Origin of the sequence: Jiangella mangrovi (assembly GCF_014204975.1) — a bacterium.
GTDB classification, from domain to species: Bacteria; Actinomycetota; Actinomycetes; order Jiangellales; family Jiangellaceae; genus Jiangella; species Jiangella mangrovi.
In genome coordinates, this window is sequence record NZ_JACHMM010000001.1 from 5956128 (window position 1) to 5972600 (window position 16473).

Sequence of the window (16473 nt, forward strand, 5' to 3'; positions counted from 1 at the left end):
GGCTACGTCGTCAGCTCTGCTCGGCCGCGGGCTCGTCCGCCTTGGCCGTCGCGGGCGCGACCGGGATCTCGGCGTCGATGTCGTTCGGGTCGATGTGCTCGGCCGTCAGCAGGCCCGCGTCGATCTCGCGCAGCGCGATGGACAGCGGCTTCTCCTGGACGTGCGTCTCGACGAGCGGGCCGACGTACTCGAGCAGGCCCTCGCCCAGCTGCGAGTAGTAGGCGTTGATCTGCCGCGCGCGCTTGGCCGCGTAGATGACCAGACCGTACTTGGAGTCGGTCTTGGCCAGCAGGTCGTCGATGGGGGGATAGGTGATGCCCTCGGCAACGCCTTGGGTACCGGACACGCTCATGCCTCCGGGCTTGTCAAGTGGGGTGTACGCATCAAGGCTACCAACTCTTCGCAAACCGTCTCGACGTCCGTGTTGACGAGCGTGACGTCGAACTCGGCCTCCGATGCCAGCTCCTCGCGGGCCGTGGCCAGGCGCCGGTCGCGCTCGGCCTCGGTCTCGGTGCCGCGCCCGATGAGCCGGCGGACCAGCTCGTCCCAGCTCGGCGGTGCGAGGAACACGAACAGCGCGTCGTGGATGGTCTCCCTGACCTGCCGCGCACCCTGCAGGTCGATCTCGAGCAGCACCGAGTGACCGTTGCCGAGCGCACGCTCGACCGGCCCCCGCGGCGTGCCGTACTTCGCCCGCTTGTGGACCACGGCCCACTCGAGGAACTCGCCCTGCTCGATCATCTTGTCGAACGTGGCGTCGTCGACGAAGTGGTAGTGCTCACCGTCGATCTCGCGCGGCCGCGGCGGCCGGGTGGTCGTGGACACCGAGATCCACAACTCCGGGTGGGCGGCGCGCAGCTTCTTGACGACGGTCGTCTTTCCGACCGCAGTCGGCCCCGACAGGACGATGACCCGCGGGGCCGACTGCGGATGGGACGCGTGCAGGCTCAACCGCCGAAACGCTCGATCAGCGCCGCCGACTGGTTGGCGCCCAGGCCACGCACGCGACGGGTCTCGGCGATGCCGATCTCCTCCATGATCTGCTTGGCGCGGACCTTACCGACGCCGGGCATCGACTCGAGGAGGGCGGAAACCTTCATCTTGCCGATGACCTCATTCTTCTCGCCTTCCTTGAGCACGTCACCGAGACGGGCTCCAGCGTTCTTCAGGCGGTTCTTGACCTCCGCACGCTCCCGGCGAGCTTCGGCAGCCTTCTCGAGAGCGGCCGCGCGCTGTTCGGGAGTCAGGTTAGGGAGCGCCACGAGCGGGTCACCTCTGTTGTGTCGTTGTGTGGATGTGGGTCCGACCACCGTGAACGATGGCCTTGTTTTAGGAACCTAGCGAGTGAAGCACCAGGTCAGCAACGCAATCCACCGTACCTGTCCATATGAATCCGCGGTGCAAGGTCCCCCGCGTGTCGCGCCGGAAGTCGCGGGATCGACGCCGGTCAGGCTCCTGCCGAGGCACGAATCAGCAGGTCACGGACGTCGTCGATGGTTCGGCGGGCGGCTCGGCGAAGCGCTTCGGGGTCCGGCCCGGCGCCCAGGACCTCGCGGGACGCGGACGGTACCACCTGCGCCAATGCCGGCCCGAACACCGTCGCGAGGTCCTCGACGGTGGCGCCCTGGGCCCCGATGCCGGGCGCCAGCAGCGGCCCGCCGACGGCCAGATCCTCGCCGTTCCCGCCGGTCGTGGCCCCGACGACGACCCCGACGCTGCCGAGCGGGTCGCCGTCGGCCAGGGCGGCGGCGTTGGCGGCCCGGACGTGGCCGAGCATGGTCCCGGCGACGGTGCGGCCGTCGGGGCGGACGGCGTGCTGCACCTCGGGGCCCTCGGGGTTGGACGTCAGCGCGAGCACGAAGACGCCGTTGCCGTGCGCCAGCGCGGTGTCGAGCACCGGACGCAGCGACTCGAAGCCCAGGTACGGCGAGACGGTGACCGCGTCGGCGCACAGCGGCGAGGCGGGGTCGCAGTAGGCGTCGGCGTAGGCCTGCATGGTCGAGCCGATGTCGCCGCGCTTGACGTCGAGCAGCACCAGCGCGCCGACCGCCCGGGCGTCGGCGATGACCCGCTCGAGCACCGCGACGCCGCGCGACCCGTGCCGCTCGAAGAACGCCGACTGCGGCTTGAGCAGCGCGACGGTGTCGCCGAGCGCCTCCACGGCCGTGCGCGAGAACCGCTCTAACCCGGCGGCATCGTCGTCGAGCCCCCAGGCCGCCAGCAGGCCCGGGTGCGGGTCGACGCCGGCGCAGAACGGCCCGCGCTCCCCCATGGCCGCGTGCAGCCGCCGCCCGAACGTCTGGGTCACGGGTCCTCCTCAGTCCTCGGCCAGCAGGCGGGCGAGGTCGCGCTGCACGCGAGCCGGCCAGAACGGGCCGCCGTAGATGAACGCGGTGTAGGCCTGGACCAGCGTGGCGCCGGCCTTCAGCCGCGCGTGGGCGTCCTCGGCGGTGCTGATGCCGCCGACGGAGACCAGCGTGAGCTGCTCACCCACGCTCCCCCGCAGCAGCCGCAGCACCTCGAGCGACCGCTCGGCCAGCGGCGCGCCGGACAGCCCGCCGGCGCCGGCCCGCTCGACGGCGATGGGCGTGGAACGCAGCCCGTCGCGCCCGATGGTGGTGTTGGTGGCGATGATGCCGTCGAGCTCGAGCTCGACCGCCAGCTTCGCCACCGCCAGGACGTCGTCGTCGCTGAGGTCGGGGGCGATCTTCACCAGCAGCGGCACCCGGCGCGACGTGACGGCGTCGGCCTGCGCCCGCACGGCGGTGAGCAGCGGCCGGAGCAGCTCGACGGCCTGCAGGTCGCGCAGGCCCGGGGTGTTCGGCGAGCTGACGTTGACCACCAGGTAGTCGGCGTACGGCGCGAGCAGCCGGGTGCTGGCCTCGTAGTCGCTGATCGCCTCGGCCTCGGGCACGACCTTGGACTTGCCGATGTTGACCCCGACGACGACCGGCAGCGCACCCCGTCGACGCCGGCGCCGGGCCAGCCGGGCGGCCACCACCGCGGCGCCGTCGTTGTTGAAGCCCATGCGGTTGACGACGGCGCGGTCGGCGACCAGGCGGTGCAGCCGCGGCTTCGGGTTGCCCGGCTGCGGGCGCCCGGTGACGGTGCCGACCTCGACGAACGCGAACCCGAGGCCGGCCAGGCTGTCGATGCCGGCGGCGTTCTTGTCGAACCCGGCGGCGAGGCCGAGCGGGCCAGGGAAGTGCAGCCCGAACGCCTCGACTCCCCCGGCCGGTCCCCCGGCCGCGCCGCCGGACGGGGTGAGCCGGCGCCGTCCGTACGCGGCCAGGCCTGGCACCCGCGCCGCCAGCCGCATGGCCGCGAACGCCCCTTTGTGTGCCGTCTCGGCGTCGAGCCTCGACAGCACCCGCCGGAACAGCAGGTCGTACGCCGTCACACGCGCTCCGCCCACGACTGCAGCGACCGGACCCCCACCGACTCGGCGCGCAGCGACTCGATGCCCTGCACCGCCGCAGCCAGGCCCTGCGTGGTGGTGATGCAGGGGATGTTGCCCTGGATGGCGGCGCGGCGGATCTCGTAGCCGTCGGCGCGGGGGCTGCCGCCGGTGGTGGTGCCGCTGGGGGTGTTGATGATGAGGTCGACGTCGCCGGCGAGGATGCGCCCGATGATGGTCGGGGTGCCGTCGCGCTCGTGGCCGACCCAGCGCTTGCGCACGACCTCGGCCTCGACGCCGTTGCGGCGCAGCACCTCGGCGGTGCCGGCGGTGGCCAGGATGGTGAAGCCGAGGTCGGCCAGCCGCTTGACCGGGAAGATCATGTGCCGCTTGTCGCGGTTGGCCAGCGACACGAACACCGTCCCGGCCGTGGGCAGCGCGCCGAACGCCGCGGACTGGGACTTGGCGAACGCGGTGCCGAACTGCTCGTCGATGCCCATGACCTCGCCGGTCGAGCGCATCTCGGGGCCGAGCAGGGTGTCGACGGTGCGGCCGTCGGGCGTGCGGAAGCGGTTGAACGGCATCACCGCCTCCTTGACGGCGACCGGGGCGTCGGCGGGCAGGTCGACGGCGTCGCCGTCGGCCGGGAGCAGCCCCTCGTCGCGCAGGGTGGCGATGGAGGCGCCGAGCATGACCCGGGCCGCGGCCTTCGCCAGCGGGACCCCGGTGGCCTTGGACACGAACGGCACCGTCCGCGAGGCGCGCGGGTTGGCCTCGAGCACGTAGAGGACGTCGCCGGCCAGCGCGTACTGCACGTTCAGCAGGCCGCGCACGCCCACGCCGCGGGCGATGGCCTCGGTGGAGGCCTTGATGCGGGTCAGCTCGTCGCGGCCCAGCGTGATGGGCGGCAGCGCGCACGCGGAGTCGCCGGAGTGGATGCCGGCCTCCTCGATGTGCTCCATGACCCCGCCGAGGTACAGCTCGTCGCCGTCGTACAGCGCGTCGACGTCGATCTCGACGGCGTCATCGAGGAACCGGTCGACCAGCACCGGGTGCTCGGGGCTGGCCTGAGTGGCCCGGCCGATGTAGTCGGCCAGCGTGTCGTCGTCGTAGACGATCTCCATGCCGCGCCCGCCGAGCACGTACGACGGCCGCACCAGCACCGGGTAGCCGATGGTGTGGGCGATGTCGCGGGCCTCGGCGAACGAGCTGGCCGTGCCGTGCTTCGGCGCCGGCAGCCCGGCCTCGCCCAGCACCCGGCCGAACGAGCCGCGGTCCTCGGCCAGATCGATCGCCTTCGGCGAGGTGCCCACGATCGGGACGCCCGCCTCGGCCAGCGCGGCGGCCAGGCCCAGCGGCGTCTGTCCGCCGAGCTGCACGATGACGCCGGCGACGGGGCCGGCCTGCGACTCGGCGTGGACGACCTCGAGCACGTCCTCGAGCGTCAGCGGCTCGAAGTACAGCCGGTCCGACGTGTCGTAGTCGGTCGACACCGTCTCGGGGTTGCAGTTGACCATGACGGTCTCGTAGCCGGCCTCGTGCAGCGCCATGGCCGCGTGCACGCACGAGTAGTCGAACTCGATGCCCTGGCCGATGCGGTTCGGGCCGCTGCCCAGGATGATGACGGCGGGCTTCTCGCGCGGCCCGACCTCGGTCTCCTCGTCGTAGGACGAGTAGTGGTACGGCGTCCTGGCGGCGAACTCGGCGGCGCAGGTGTCGACGGTCTTGTACACCGGCCGGATGCCCAGCGCGTGCCGGACGCCCCTCAGGACCTCGGGTGACGTGCCGCGCAGCGCCGCCAGCTGGACGTCGGAGAACCCGTGCCGCTTGGCCTCGCGCAGCACGTCCGGGGTGAGCTGGGCGGCGTCGCGGACCTCGGTGGCGACCTCGGTGAGCAGCAGCAGCTGGTCGAGGAACCAGGGGTCGATGCGCGTGCTGGCGTAGAGCTCGTCGACGGTGGCCCCGGCGCGCAGGGCGTCGACGACGTCGCGCAGCCGCCCGTCGTAGGGCCGGGCGACCCTCGCCGTCAGCTCGGCCTTGTCGCCCGGGTCGGTTGCGAAGTCGAGCGCGCCGTCGGACTTCTCGAGCGAGCGCAGCGCCTTCTGCAGCGCCTCGGTGAAGTTGCGGCCGATGGCCATGGCCTCGCCGACGCTCTTCATGTGCGTGGTCAGCGTGGAGTCGGCGGCCGGGAACTTCTCGAACGCGAACCGCGGCGCCTTGACCACGACATAGTCCAGCGTCGGCTCGAACGAGGCCGGGGTCTCCCCCGTGATGTCGTTCGGGATCTCGTCCAGCGTGTAGCCGAGCGCGACCTTCGCCGCGATCTTCGCGATCGGGAAGCCGGTCGCCTTGCTGGCCAGCGCGCTGGACCGGGAGACGCGCGGGTTCATCTCGATGACGATGAGCCGGCCGTCGGCGGGGTCGACCGCGAACTGGATGTTGCAGCCGCCGGTGTCGACGCCGACCGCCCGGATGATCGCGATGGCCTGGTCGCGCATGATCTGGTACTCGCGGTCGGTGAGCGTCATGGCCGGCGCGACGGTGACGGAGTCGCCCGTGTGCACACCCATGGGGTCGACGTTCTCGATGGAGCAGACGATCACGACGTTGTCCGCGCCGTCGCGCATGACCTCGAGCTCGTACTCCTTCCAGCCGAGGATGGACTCCTCGAGGAGCACCTCGGTGGTCGGCGACGCGTCGAGGCCGGCGCCGGCGATGCGGCGCAGGTCGTCCTCGTCGAACGCCATGCCCGAGCCCGCGCCGCCCATGGTGAACGAGGGCCGGACGACGACCGGGTAGCCGAGGTTCTGCACCGCGGTCAGGCAGTCGTCCATGGAGTGGCAGATCTCCGAGCGGGCGGTCTCGCCGCCGACCTCCTCGACGATCTTCTTGAACGACTCGCGGTTCTCGCCGCGCTCGATGGCGTCGATGGACGCGCCGATGAGCTCGACGCCGAACCGCTCGAGCACGCCGCGCTCGTGCAGCGCGACCGCCGTGTTGAGCGCCGTCTGCCCGCCCAGCGTCGCCAGCAGCGCGTCGGGCCGCTCGAGCGCGATGACCTTCTCGACGAACTCCGGCGTGATGGGCTCGACGTAGGTGGCGTCGGCGATGTCGGGATCGGTCATGATGGTCGCCGGGTTGCTGTTGACCAGGATGACCCGCAGCCCCTCGGCCCGCAGCACGCGGCAGGCCTGCGTGCCGGAGTAGTCGAACTCGCAGGCCTGGCCGATGACGATCGGGCCGGACCCGATGACCATGACGCTGTCGATGTCGGTGCGCCTGGGCATCAGGCCTCCTTCTGGGGCTGCGAGGCCGCAGCTGCCGCCGTCATGACGTCGGTGAACCGGTCGAACAGGTAGGCGGCGTCGTGCGGGCCGGCCGCGGCCTCCGGGTGGTACTGGACGGAGAAGCCCTTGAGCCGGCCGTCGCCGCCGCGCAGGGCCAGGCCCTCGACGACGTCGTCGTTGAGGCAGACGTGGCTGACCTCGGCGGTGCCGTACGGCGTCTCCGTCGTCCCGTCGAGCGGGGCGTCGACCGCGAAGCCATGGTTGTGCGCCGTCACCTCGACCTTGCCGGTGCCGCGGTCCTGGACCGGCTGGTTGATGCCGCGGTGGCCGTAGCCGAGCTTGTAGGTGCCGAAGCCGAGCGCGCGGCCGAACACCTGGTTGCCGAAGCAGATGCCGAAGAACGGCAGGTCGCGCTCGAGCGCCTGCTGGACGACGTGCATCGGGCCGTCGGCCGTCGCGGGGTCGCCCGGGCCGTTGGACAGGAACAGGCCGTCGGGCTCGTGCGCGAGGACGTCGTCGATGCTCGCCGTGGCGGGGAGCACGTGCACCTCGATGCCGCGCTCGGCCATGCGCCGCGGCGTCATGGTCTTGATGCCGAGGTCGAGGGCGACGACGGTGAACCGCCGCTCGCCGTCGGCCGGCACGACGTAGGGCTCCTGGGTGCTGACCTCGGCCGCGAGGTCGGCGCCGAGCATCTCGGGGCTGTCGAGCACCCGCTGCCGCAGCGCGTCGGGGTCGGTCTCGACGGTGGAGATGCCGACCCGCATGGCGCCGCGTTCGCGCAGGTGACGGGTGAGCGCGCGGGTGTCGATGCCGCTGATGCCGACGACGCCCTGGGCGGCGAGCTCCTCGTCGAGGCTGCGCTCGCTGCGCCACGACGACGCGCGGCGGGCGGGGTCGCGGACCACGTAGCCGGCGACCCAGATGCGGCCGGACTCGGGGTCGTCGTCGTTGACCCCGGTGTTGCCGATGTGCGGCGCCGTCTGCACCACGACCTGGCGGTGGTAGGACGGGTCGGTGAGCGTCTCCTGGTAGCCGGTCATGCCGGTGGAGAAGACGGCCTCGCCGAACGTCTCGCCGTCGGCGCCGTAGGCATGGCCGCGGAAGGCCCGGCCGTCCTCGAGCACGAGCAGCGCCGGTGCGCGGGTCGTCATGCGTGTCCCCCTGTGGTTCCTGCGGTGATCGAGTGCGTGGGCCGGCCGCGCAGGAACGTCGCGACGACGGTCCCCGGCAGCTTCATGCCCTCGTACGGCGTGTTCCGCGACAGCGACGCTGACGTCGACGGGTCGATGGTGGTCGTGGTGCTGGGGTCGACCAGGGTGAGGTTGGCCGGCTCGCCGGCGGCGACGGGGCGCCCGTGCGGGACGTCGCCGGTGTCGCAGCGGCCGATGCGGGCCGGCGCGAACGAGAGGCGGTCGGCGACCCCGGCCCAGTCGAGCAGCCCGGTGTCGACCATGGTGTGCTGCACGACCGACAGCGCGGTCTCGAGGCCGAGCATGCCGAACGCGGCGGCGTCCCACTCGCAGTCCTTGGCCTCGACCGGGTGCGGTGCGTGGTCGGTGGCGACGATGTCGATGGTGCCGTCGGCCAGCGCCTCGCGCAGCGCCGCGACGTCCTCGGCGGTGCGCAGCGGCGGGTTGACCTTGTAGCGCGGGTCGTAGCCGGCCACCAGCTCGTCGGTGAGCAGCAGGTGGTGCGGCGTGACCTCGGCCGTCACCGGCAGCCCGCGCTCCTTGGCCAGCCGGACGATCTCGACCGAGCCCTTCGTGGACAGGTGGCAGATGTGCACCCGCGAGCCGACGTGCGCGGCCAGCAGGACGTCGCGGGCGACGATCGCCTCCTCGGCGACGCACGGCCAGCCGCGCAGCCCGAGGCGGCCGGACAGCTCGCCCTCGTTCATCTGGGCGCCCTCGGTGAGCCTCGGCTCCTGGGCGTGCTGGGCGATGACGCCGTCGAACGCCTTGACGTACTCGAGCGCGCGGCGCATGAGCTGGGCGTCGTGGACGCACAGGCCGTCGTCGGAGAAGACCCGCACGCCCGCGGCGGACTCGGCCATGGCGCCGAGCTCGGCCAGCCGCTCGCCCTTCAGCCCGATGGTGACGGCGCCGACCGGGCGCACGTCGGCGTGCCCGGCCTCGCGCCCGAGCCGCCACACCTGTTCGACGACGCCGGCGGTGTCGGCGACGGGGTCGGTGTTGGCCATGGCGTGGACGGCGGTGAACCCGCCCCGAGCGGCCGCCTTCGTGCCGGTCTCGACGGTCTCGGCGTCCTCGCGGCCGGGCTCGCGCAGGTGGGTGTGCAGGTCGACGAGGCCGGGCAGGGCGATGAGGCCGGTGGCGTCGACGCTGCTGTGCTCCCCCTCGGGACGTAACCCGGCGCCCAGGGCGACGATGACGCCGTCGTCGATGAGGATGTCCTGCGGGTCGCCGCCGAGGACGCGCGCGTTCTGGATCAGGATCGGGGTCACGCTTCCTCCGTCGTGTTCGTGCCCGCCAGCATCAGGTAGAGGACCGCCATGCGGACGTAGACGCCGTTGGTGACCTGCTCGACGATGACCGAGCGGGCGCTGTCGGCGACCTCGGCGGTGATCTCCATGCCGCGGTTCATCGGGCCGGGGTGCAGGACCAGCGCCTCGGGCGGCATGAGCGCCTGGCGGCGGGAGTCGAGGCCGTAGCGGCGGCTGTACTCGCGGGCCGACGGGAAGAACGCGGCGTTCATGCGCTCGTTCTGGACGCGGAGCATCATGACGGCGTCGGCGCCGGCCAGGGCGTCGTCGAGGTCGTAGCTGGTGGCGCACGGCCAGGCGTCGACGCCGTTGGGCAGCAGCGTGGGCGGCGCGACCAGCGTGACCTTCGCGCCGAGCGTCGCCAGCAGCAGGACGTTGCTGCGCGCCACGCGGCTGTGCAGCACGTCGCCGACGATGACGATCTTCTTGCCGGCCAGCTCGCCCAGGTGGCGGCGCATGGTGAACGCGTCGAGCAGGGCCTGGGTGGGATGCTCGTGGGTGCCGTCGCCGGCGTTGACCACGCAGGCGTTGATCCAGCCCGACGTCGCCAGCCGGTACGGCGCGCCACTCGACGAGTGCCGGACGACGACGCCGTCGGCGCCCATGGCCTCGAGCGTCAGCGCGGTGTCCTTGAGGCTCTCGCCCTTCGACAGGCTGGACCCCTTGGCCGAGAAGTTCACGACGTCGGCCGACAACCGCTTCGCCGCGAGCTCGAACGACGTGCGGGTGCGGGTGGAGTCCTCGAAGAAGAGGTTCACCACCGTCCGGCCGCGCAGGGTCGGCAGCTTCTTGACGGCGCGGCCTTCGGTCAGGCGGGCCATCTCGTCGGCGGTGTCGAGCACCAGCGTGGCGTCCTCGAGGGAGAGGTCGCCGGCGGAGAGCAGGTGGCGGATCACGGGGCGACCTCGCTTCCTGCCGCCTCGGCGGATTCGGCGGATTCGGCGGATTCGGCCGGTTCGCCGGGCTCGCGGGCGGGTTTGTCGAGGAGGACGCCGTCGTGGCCGTCGGACTCGGTGAGCCGCACCTTCACGCTCTCGGCCAGGCTGGTCGGGATGTTCTTGCCGACGTGGTCGGCGCGGATGGGCAGCTGGCGGTGGCCGCGGTCGACGAGGACGACCAGCCGGACCGCGCGCGGCCGCCCGATGTCCTCGAGCGCCGTCAGCGCCGCCCGGATGGTGCGCCCCGAGAACAGGACGTCGTCGACCAGCACCACGATGCGGTCGTCGACCCCGCCGGGCGGGATCTCGGTGTGCTCGAGCGCCCGGGCCGGCCGCAGCCGCAGATCGTCGCGGTACATGGTGACGTCGAGTGCCCCGACGGGGACCTCGATGCCCTCGACCGCGGAGATCCGCTGGGCCAGCCGGTGCGCGAGCGGGACGCCGCGCTTCGGGATGCCGAGGAGGACGAGGTCGGTGGCGCCCTTGTTGCGCTCCACCACCTCGTGGGCGATACGCGTCAAGGCCCGGGCGACGTCGTCGCCGTCGAGTACCTCGCGCGCGCCGGTCAGGTCGCGAGACATGCTTCGCAGGACCTCCTTCCCCGCCTCACGGGACGGGACTTAAAGGATGTCGGTCAGTTGCGAGAGTATCAGCGGGGCCTGCGTCGTTCCGGCCCGGCACGCTGTCGGTCCTGTCACACCTCCTCGTGGCTGACCGGTGCGACGACGCGGAGGCCGACGGCCCGGGCGGCGTCCGCCTGCCGGAGGTCGTAGGCGACCAGCTCGACCGCCTCGACCCGGATCGCGACGGCGACATGCAGGGCGTCCAGGCTCCGAAGCTGTTGCCCGGGCAGCAGCCCGGCCTCGACGAAGGTGGCGCGATCGGGCTCGTAGAGGTCGAAGCGTTCCAGCACCTCGGTGACCCGGCCCTGGTCCAGTCCGACTCGCGTGGCGAGCCGGCGCAGCTCGGTCTCGAGCAGCATGCTCGACACCAGCGGCAGCCCTGCGTCCTGGCGGGCATCGAGGTAGTCGGCGAGCGCCCCCGACTCCGGCTCCTCGATCAGCAGCTTCGCCGCGGCGGACGTCTCGACGTAGACGTTCATCGAGCGCTCACCGCTCACCGCTCGCCGCGGAGGTCGTCGAGGAGCTCCCGTACCGGCGTGTCGAGCCGGACCCGTTCGAGTCCGGCCAGGCCGCCGCGGACCCGGGCCTCACGCACCCGCAGACTAGACCGGCGACTGGCCGGCGGCACCAGGATCGCCACGATCTCGCCGTGGTTGCTGATCGCGATGCTCTCGCCCGCCTGCACGTCGCGCAGGACGGCGCTGCTGTTGTTGCGCAGCTCGCGATGCGGGATGGTTCGCGCCATCGGCCCCACCTCCTCGAGGTGTAGCAAACGTAGCACCATCAGCTCTCGTCGTCCTCCTCGTCGTCCTCCTCGGGGTCGTACGCCTCGCGTAGTTCGTCGCGTACCTCGGCCTCGGCCGACGGCTCGGTCTCTCGGCTGTGCGTCTGCATGTCGGCTCCTCCCATGCGGCCGGCTGGTCGGCCACTCACTACCTATGGGTGGTTTCCGGAGCCGGAATGTGACAGCGCGACCGAGATCTCTTCCCGATTGGTTCCCTTGGCACGCCTGACTGCCGGAATGGTTCGATGACGCTGTGAGCATCTCGAGCGGGCAGTTGATCGACCACCTCCGCGCGCTGACCGACCGCGACGTCCCCTCGCGCCGGCTCGCGGCGGACGTGATCACCGACGTGTACGACGCGTTCGACGTGACCGAGGTGCTGGTCGTCTCGTACGTGCTGGTCAGCCTCGCAGCGGTGGAGACCGAGGAGAACTGCCTGGAGGCCCAGCTGAACGCGCTGGGCGCCATGACCGAGCGGCACCTCCTCCCCGAGGCGACGCTGAACCGGCTCGAGTCCATCGGCCGCGACTCACTGCCGCAGCACCTCGCCGAGTACTACGACGGCCTGGTGGAGCAGCGCGACTGGTAGGCACCGCCCCCGCTGCCCGCCTACGACGGAACGGTGTGGGATCGCTGCAGCGACGGTGTGGCATAGGTGTTGCCAGGACGACAGCTATGCCACCCGGTCGGCGCAGCGATCCCACACCGTTGGCGAACAGGGCCCGCGAAATCGGGGTGCGGCCGCCGGGCCGGGGCACCTACGGTGACCACCCATGGAGCTGCGCCTCGAACGACCCGCCGACCACGACGCCGTCCACGACCTGCATCGGCAGGCGTTCGGAGGCGAGCACGGGGAGCTGGTCGCGACCCTCACCCGCGAGCTCCGCGCCCTGCTCGAACCCGAGCGCGGGCTCTCGCTCGTCGCCGTCGAGGGCGACGGCGCCGGGCAACAGATCGTGGGGCACGTGCTCCTGACCCACTCCATCCTCGACGCGCCCGAGCGACTGGTCGACGTGCTGGTGCTGAGCCCGGTCGGGGTGCTGCCGACGCACCAGAAGCAGGGCGCCGGCAGCGCGCTCATCACCCGCGCCCTCGAGCTCGCCGACGAGCAACACGCCCCCGCCGTCTTCCTCGAGGGCTCGCCGACCTACTACCCGCGCCTCGGGTTCGAGCCCGGCGAGCCGCTCGGGTTCCGCAAGCCGTCGCTGCGCATCCCCGACGCCGCGTTCCAGGTCCGGCGTCTCAGCGCCTACGACCCGCGAATGACCGGCACGCTCGTCTACTCGGAGATCTTCTGGCGCCACGACGCCGTCGGCCTCCGCTGACGAGACGTCGACGGCTCACCGCCCGGCGAACTTGCCCCATCCGTGCCACCGGTCGACCTCGATCCAGGCGCTGATGCGCCCGCGGTCGCGCCGTCCGTATTCGTGGCCGGTGTAGTGCCGCGACAGCCGGTCGATGTCGGCCAGGCCCTCGTCGTCGAAGAGGTCGACGACGCGGCCCTGGACGCTGACGTGGGTGTACCAGTCCTCGGCGAGCGCGGTGAGGCTGACCCGCGGGTCGGCCCGCAGGTGCTCGACCCGCTTGCGCGACTCGTCGAGGTTGATGAGGATGCGCCCGTCCTCCCAGAAGTACCAGGTCGCGACGGTGACCGGGCCGCTCGGGCCAATGGTCCCCATGACCGCGGGGTTGGGCTGGGCGAGGAACGCGCTGATGTCGTCAGGAAGCGGGGGCTTCGGCATCCCCCGATCCAACCACAGCCGCCTGCGCCGCCCGCGCCGCCTGGAACGGCAGGCGGTCGAACACGAACCAGCTGTGCGCGATCCTCCCATCGACGACGGTGACGCATTCGGCTCCGGGGGCCTGGGCCACCAGCCGGGTCGCGGAGTCGTACATGACGACGGCTGTCGAGTCGTCGCCGAACGCGCCCAGCAGGGTGACGCCGAGCAGCTGCGACACGTACGGCTCCATGAAGGCGCGGTACGCGTCGACCCCCTCCAGCCGGCCGGGCGGCGCCTCGCAGACGACGTCCACGGCGATGTACTCCAGCGCCGCGTCGAGGTCACCGCCCGCCCAGGCCCGGTGGTACGCAAGCGCGACGTCCAGGGCTGCACTACTCATGATCAACGGTCCTTCCGAGGTGAGTTCATACCGACAGCAGTGCTGACACCGTCGGCCCCCGGAACGGAACGGTCGTGGGACGACTCGTGGGACGTCTCGTGGGACGATTCGGGCGTGACGTCCCCGCTCCTCGACCGCGCCCGGGCCGGTGACCACGACGCGTTCGCCGAGCTGGTCGAGCCGTACCGCCGTGAGCTGCAGCTGCACTGCTACCGGCTGCTCGGCCGCCTCGCCGACGCCGAGGACGCGGTGCAGGAGACGCTGCTCGCGGCGTGGCGCGGGCTGCCGGAGTTCGAGGGCCGGGCGTCGGTGCGGAGTTGGCTGTACCGCATCGCGACGCACCGCTGTCTCAACGCGATCCGCGACGGTGGACGAAGGCCGCCGCCGTCGCCCGTCCCGCCGTTCGAGGCACCCGAGCCCACCACGCACACCGAGGTCCCCTGGCTGCAGCCGTACCCCGACGTCCTGCTGCCCGAGTCGGCCTACCTGCACCGCGAGCAGGTCGAGCTGGCCTTCGTCGAGGCGCTGCAGCAGCTGCCGCCGCGGCAGACCGCCGCCCTCGTGGTGTGCGACGTGCTCGGCTTCCCGCTGGCCGAGGCGGCGGCCATGCTCGACACGACGGCGACGGCGGTCAAGGGGGCGCTGCAGCGGGCCCGGTCGACGCTGCGATCGAGCACCACCCGGCCGCCGGCGCACGGCTCGGCCGAGGAGCGCCGCCTCAGCAAGGAGTTCGCCACCGCGTTCGTCGCCGACGACGTCGACGCCGTCGTCGCGCTGCTCACCGACGACGCCTGGCTGGCCATGCCGCCGGCGCCGCACCAGTACGTCGGGGCGGCGGCGATCGCCGGGTTCCTCCGCGCCAGCGCGGGCTGGCGGGCGGGCCGGCTCTACTCACTGCTCCCCACCCGGGCCAACGCCCAGCCCGCGTTCGGCCTCTACCTCGACGCGGCCCCCGCCGGGCTCGTCGTGCTCGCCCTCGACGGCGACCGGGTCGCCCGGATCACGCGCTTCATGGACGACACCCTGTTCCCCGCGTTCGGCCTGCCCAGGGCGTTCAGCCGATCCCCCGCATCTGCAGCACCTTCAGGGCCAGCGCCAGATCCAGCCGCAGCTCCGGATCGGTGGTGAACGGGCCGAGGATCCGCTCGAGCTTGCTGATGCGGTAGCGCAGCGTGTTGTAGTGGAAGTGCAGCTGCCGCGCCGCCTCGGCGACGTTGAGGTTGGTGTCGAGCAGGACCTTCAGCGTGTGCCGCAGGTCCTCCATCTCGGGGTCGTCCTCGGCGGCGAGGCCGTGCAGGGTCTCGCGGACGAAGCCGCGCAGCTCCTCACGGTCCTCGATCTGGCTGAGCAGCCGGAACGAGCCGAGGCTGTCGAAATGTGCCAGGGATCCGCGGCCGTTCATCTGCCGTCCGACGTCGACGGCGCGGCGGGCCTGCTCGTAGCCGACGGGCAGCCGCTCGGGGTCGTCGACGAGCCGGCTCACGCCGGTGGAGAACGACCGCCGGCCGCCACCGCCGTCGCCGGAGACCTGCCGGACCGCCTCGCGCACGGCCGACTCCGCGTCCTGGCGCGGCCCGACCGGCAGCAGGGCCACCACCTCCTGCGCGAACCCGACGACGGCGGCCCGCGGGTCGCGCCGGCCGACGACCGACTGCCAGGCGACGGTGAACCGCTCCTGGACGGGGCGCAGCTGCAGCCCGGCCGACCCGGCCGTCCCGTTCTCGGGATCCAGCTCGGCCACGACGACGACGAGCTCGCGGCCGACGTCCCAGCCCAGCGACTCGCAGTGCGCCACGATGCGCTCGCGGTCGCCGGCCCGCCCGGACAGCACGTCGCGGAGGAAGTCGCCGCGGTACTTGCTCTCGACGGCGGTGACGGCGAGCTGCTTGTTCACGGCCAGCGCGGCGACGGTGGCGGCCCGCTCCAGCACGGTGACGTCGGCGACGTCGAGGCTGCGGTGCCGGGCGAACGCGACGATGCGCCCGTGGTCGACGCGGCCGGCCACGATCGACACGACGGCGTGCCAGCCGGGCACGTCGACGTGCGAGTGGACGCCGCCGGGCTCGTACTCGGTCCGGAACCGGCCGGAGGTGTCGAAGCACGGCGTGTGCCGCCACGACGCGAGGTCGTCGACGTTGCCGCCCTCGGCGAGGATGCGCCCGTCCGCCGTCGTCACCATGACCGGCACCCCGAGCACGGCGGACGTCTTCGTGACCAGCTCCGTCAGCCCGCCGCCCTCGAGCACCACCGACAGCAGCGCGTGGTGCACCTCCCAGGACCTCTCCAGCGCGGCGGCCTGCTTGTTCAGCACGCCGGTGAGGACCTGGTTGAGGATGTCGTCGAAGCCGACGGCGTCGGGCAGGAGCAGCAGCGGCAGCCCGAGCCGGTCCGCCTCGTGGATCATCTCGTCCGGCAGGGCATCGAGGTAGCGGTGCAGTTTGACGCCCAGCGCGGCCAGCCCGCGCGCGTCCAGTTCGGCGACGAGGCCCGGCAGGCCCTGCGGGGTGTTGCGCAGCGGGTACCCGGTGGTCAGCAGCAGCTCGTTCGGCTTGACCCACGGCAGGATGTCGGGGACCTCCATGATGTTGGCCCGCTGGACCACGCGGTCGAGCCCGGACTCACCCGCCAGCAGCCGCGCTCCGGCGAGCGCGGGGATCTCCATCGCCTTGCGCACCGTCAGGCCCGGCATGGCGTGCGCCGGCCAGTTGGCAGCGTCGGCTGGCAACTCCGGCGAACCCTGGGCCCGATCGTTGGCAAGTTTGCCCATGCGATGACGGTATCCCTCCCGGCTAGTTTCGTGGCAGTCCCAGTTCAGGT

The 16473-nt window shown here is 72.2% G+C and carries 18 protein-coding genes; 3 read left to right on the forward strand and 15 right to left on the reverse strand.

Translation table 11 applies throughout. The features are described 5' to 3' along the window. Window positions 1-10: 10 nt before the first annotated feature. The 12 genes from rpoZ to HD601_RS27690 form a co-directional block, all read right to left on the reverse strand. The gene (gene rpoZ / locus HD601_RS27635; RefSeq protein ID WP_343076458.1) at window positions 11-346 is read right to left on the reverse strand and encodes a DNA-directed RNA polymerase subunit omega; all 336 of its coding nucleotides are present in this window, start codon (window positions 344-346) and stop codon (window positions 11-13) included. A gap of 2 nt (window positions 347-348) precedes the next feature. Beyond that, window positions 349-951: a guanylate kinase gene (gene gmk / locus HD601_RS27640; RefSeq protein ID WP_246400415.1), complete on the reverse strand. Its 603-nt coding sequence runs from the start codon at window positions 949-951 to the stop codon at window positions 349-351. Continuing rightward, window positions 948-1262 (reverse strand): integration host factor, actinobacterial type, encoded by a 315-nt coding sequence (gene mihF, locus HD601_RS27645; protein ID WP_026875881.1) that lies wholly within the window; start codon window positions 1260-1262, stop codon window positions 948-950. Before mihF ends, gmk begins: the two co-directional genes overlap by 4 nt. 185 nt (window positions 1263-1447) lie before the next feature. Next, entirely contained in the window at window positions 1448-2308 is an 861-nt protein-coding gene (gene pyrF, locus HD601_RS27650; protein ID WP_184827403.1) for an orotidine-5'-phosphate decarboxylase, read from the reverse strand. A gap of 9 nt (window positions 2309-2317) precedes the next feature. After that, window positions 2318-3400 (reverse strand): quinone-dependent dihydroorotate dehydrogenase, encoded by a 1083-nt coding sequence (locus tag HD601_RS27655; RefSeq protein WP_221441363.1) that lies wholly within the window; start codon window positions 3398-3400, stop codon window positions 2318-2320. Beyond that, complete coding sequence (gene carB, locus HD601_RS27660) at window positions 3397-6684, reverse strand: carbamoyl-phosphate synthase large subunit (RefSeq protein ID WP_184827407.1); 3288 nt, start codon at window positions 6682-6684, stop codon at window positions 3397-3399. Before carB ends, HD601_RS27655 begins: the two co-directional genes overlap by 4 nt. Continuing rightward, window positions 6684-7838 (reverse strand): glutamine-hydrolyzing carbamoyl-phosphate synthase small subunit, encoded by a 1155-nt coding sequence (gene carA / locus HD601_RS27665; protein ID WP_184827409.1) that lies wholly within the window; start codon window positions 7836-7838, stop codon window positions 6684-6686. Before carA ends, carB begins: the two co-directional genes overlap by 1 nt. After that, window positions 7835-9151, reverse strand: coding sequence for a dihydroorotase (locus HD601_RS27670; protein ID WP_184827411.1), 1317 nt, complete (start codon window positions 9149-9151; stop codon window positions 7835-7837). Before HD601_RS27670 ends, carA begins: the two co-directional genes overlap by 4 nt. After that, window positions 9148-10086 (reverse strand): aspartate carbamoyltransferase catalytic subunit, encoded by a 939-nt coding sequence (locus HD601_RS27675; RefSeq protein WP_184827413.1) that lies wholly within the window; start codon window positions 10084-10086, stop codon window positions 9148-9150. The genes HD601_RS27670 and HD601_RS27675 overlap by 4 nt, the downstream gene beginning before the upstream one ends. After that, the gene (pyrR, locus tag HD601_RS27680) at window positions 10083-10709 is read right to left on the reverse strand and encodes a bifunctional pyr operon transcriptional regulator/uracil phosphoribosyltransferase PyrR (protein ID WP_184827415.1); all 627 of its coding nucleotides are present in this window, start codon (window positions 10707-10709) and stop codon (window positions 10083-10085) included. The genes HD601_RS27675 and pyrR overlap by 4 nt, the downstream gene beginning before the upstream one ends. Before the next feature lie 113 nt (window positions 10710-10822). Continuing rightward, a complete protein-coding gene (locus HD601_RS27685) occupies window positions 10823-11230 on the reverse strand; it encodes a type II toxin-antitoxin system VapC family toxin (RefSeq protein ID WP_184827417.1) in 408 nt (135 codons plus the stop codon). Between the two features lie 14 nt (window positions 11231-11244). Continuing rightward, window positions 11245-11496: a type II toxin-antitoxin system Phd/YefM family antitoxin gene (locus HD601_RS27690; protein WP_184827419.1), complete on the reverse strand. Its 252-nt coding sequence runs from the start codon at window positions 11494-11496 to the stop codon at window positions 11245-11247. Between the two features lie 292 nt (window positions 11497-11788). Between HD601_RS27690 and HD601_RS27695 the strand changes: the two genes are divergently transcribed. Both HD601_RS27695 and HD601_RS27700 read left to right on the forward strand, forming a co-directional pair. Further along, window positions 11789-12124: a hypothetical protein gene (locus HD601_RS27695; RefSeq protein ID WP_184827421.1), complete on the forward strand. Its 336-nt coding sequence runs from the start codon at window positions 11789-11791 to the stop codon at window positions 12122-12124. Window positions 12125-12308: 184 nt separating this feature from the next. Next, a complete protein-coding gene (locus HD601_RS27700) occupies window positions 12309-12860 on the forward strand; it encodes a GNAT family N-acetyltransferase (protein WP_184827423.1) in 552 nt (183 codons plus the stop codon). A gap of 15 nt (window positions 12861-12875) precedes the next feature. Here the strand turns inward: HD601_RS27700 and HD601_RS27705 are convergent, their stop codons facing one another. After that, complete coding sequence (locus tag HD601_RS27705) at window positions 12876-13277, reverse strand: pyridoxamine 5'-phosphate oxidase family protein (protein ID WP_184827425.1); 402 nt, start codon at window positions 13275-13277, stop codon at window positions 12876-12878. Further along, window positions 13255-13656 carry a nuclear transport factor 2 family protein gene (locus HD601_RS27710; protein ID WP_184827427.1) on the reverse strand — a complete coding sequence of 134 codons (402 nt, stop codon included), beginning with the start codon at window positions 13654-13656 and terminating at the stop codon, window positions 13255-13257. Before HD601_RS27710 ends, HD601_RS27705 begins: the two co-directional genes overlap by 23 nt. Window positions 13657-13770: 114 nt before the next feature. Between HD601_RS27710 and HD601_RS27715 the strand changes: the two genes are divergently transcribed. Then, window positions 13771-14784 (forward strand): RNA polymerase subunit sigma-70, encoded by a 1014-nt coding sequence (locus tag HD601_RS27715; RefSeq protein ID WP_184827429.1) that lies wholly within the window; start codon window positions 13771-13773, stop codon window positions 14782-14784. Here HD601_RS27715 and HD601_RS27720 read toward each other — a convergent pair. Next, on the reverse strand, window positions 14711-16381 hold the full coding sequence (locus tag HD601_RS27720) for a PucR family transcriptional regulator (RefSeq protein ID WP_221441364.1): 1671 nt from the start codon (window positions 16379-16381) through the stop codon (window positions 14711-14713). The two genes, HD601_RS27715 and HD601_RS27720, sit on opposite strands and share 74 nt — an antisense overlap. Window positions 16382-16473 lie beyond the last annotated feature (92 nt).

Excerpts from the sequence above, each read along its gene's own strand:
- carB (WP_184827407.1), bottom strand. The coding sequence starts at position 6,684 with ATGCCCAGGCGCACCGACATCGACAGCGTCATGGTCATCGGGTCCGGC.
- carA (WP_184827409.1), bottom strand. The coding sequence starts at position 7,838 with ATGACGACCCGCGCACCGGCGCTGCTCGTGCTCGAGGACGGCCGGGCC.
- pyrR (WP_184827415.1), bottom strand. The coding sequence starts at position 10,709 with ATGTCTCGCGACCTGACCGGCGCGCGCGAGGTACTCGACGGCGACGAC.
- HD601_RS27685 (WP_184827417.1), bottom strand. The coding sequence starts at position 11,230 with ATGAACGTCTACGTCGAGACGTCCGCCGCGGCGAAGCTGCTGATCGAG.
- HD601_RS27690 (WP_184827419.1), bottom strand. The coding sequence starts at position 11,496 with ATGGCGCGAACCATCCCGCATCGCGAGCTGCGCAACAACAGCAGCGCC.
- HD601_RS27700 (WP_184827423.1), top strand. The coding sequence starts at position 12,309 with ATGGAGCTGCGCCTCGAACGACCCGCCGACCACGACGCCGTCCACGAC.
- HD601_RS27705 (WP_184827425.1), bottom strand. The coding sequence starts at position 13,277 with ATGCCGAAGCCCCCGCTTCCTGACGACATCAGCGCGTTCCTCGCCCAG.
- HD601_RS27710 (WP_184827427.1), bottom strand. The coding sequence starts at position 13,656 with ATGAGTAGTGCAGCCCTGGACGTCGCGCTTGCGTACCACCGGGCCTGG.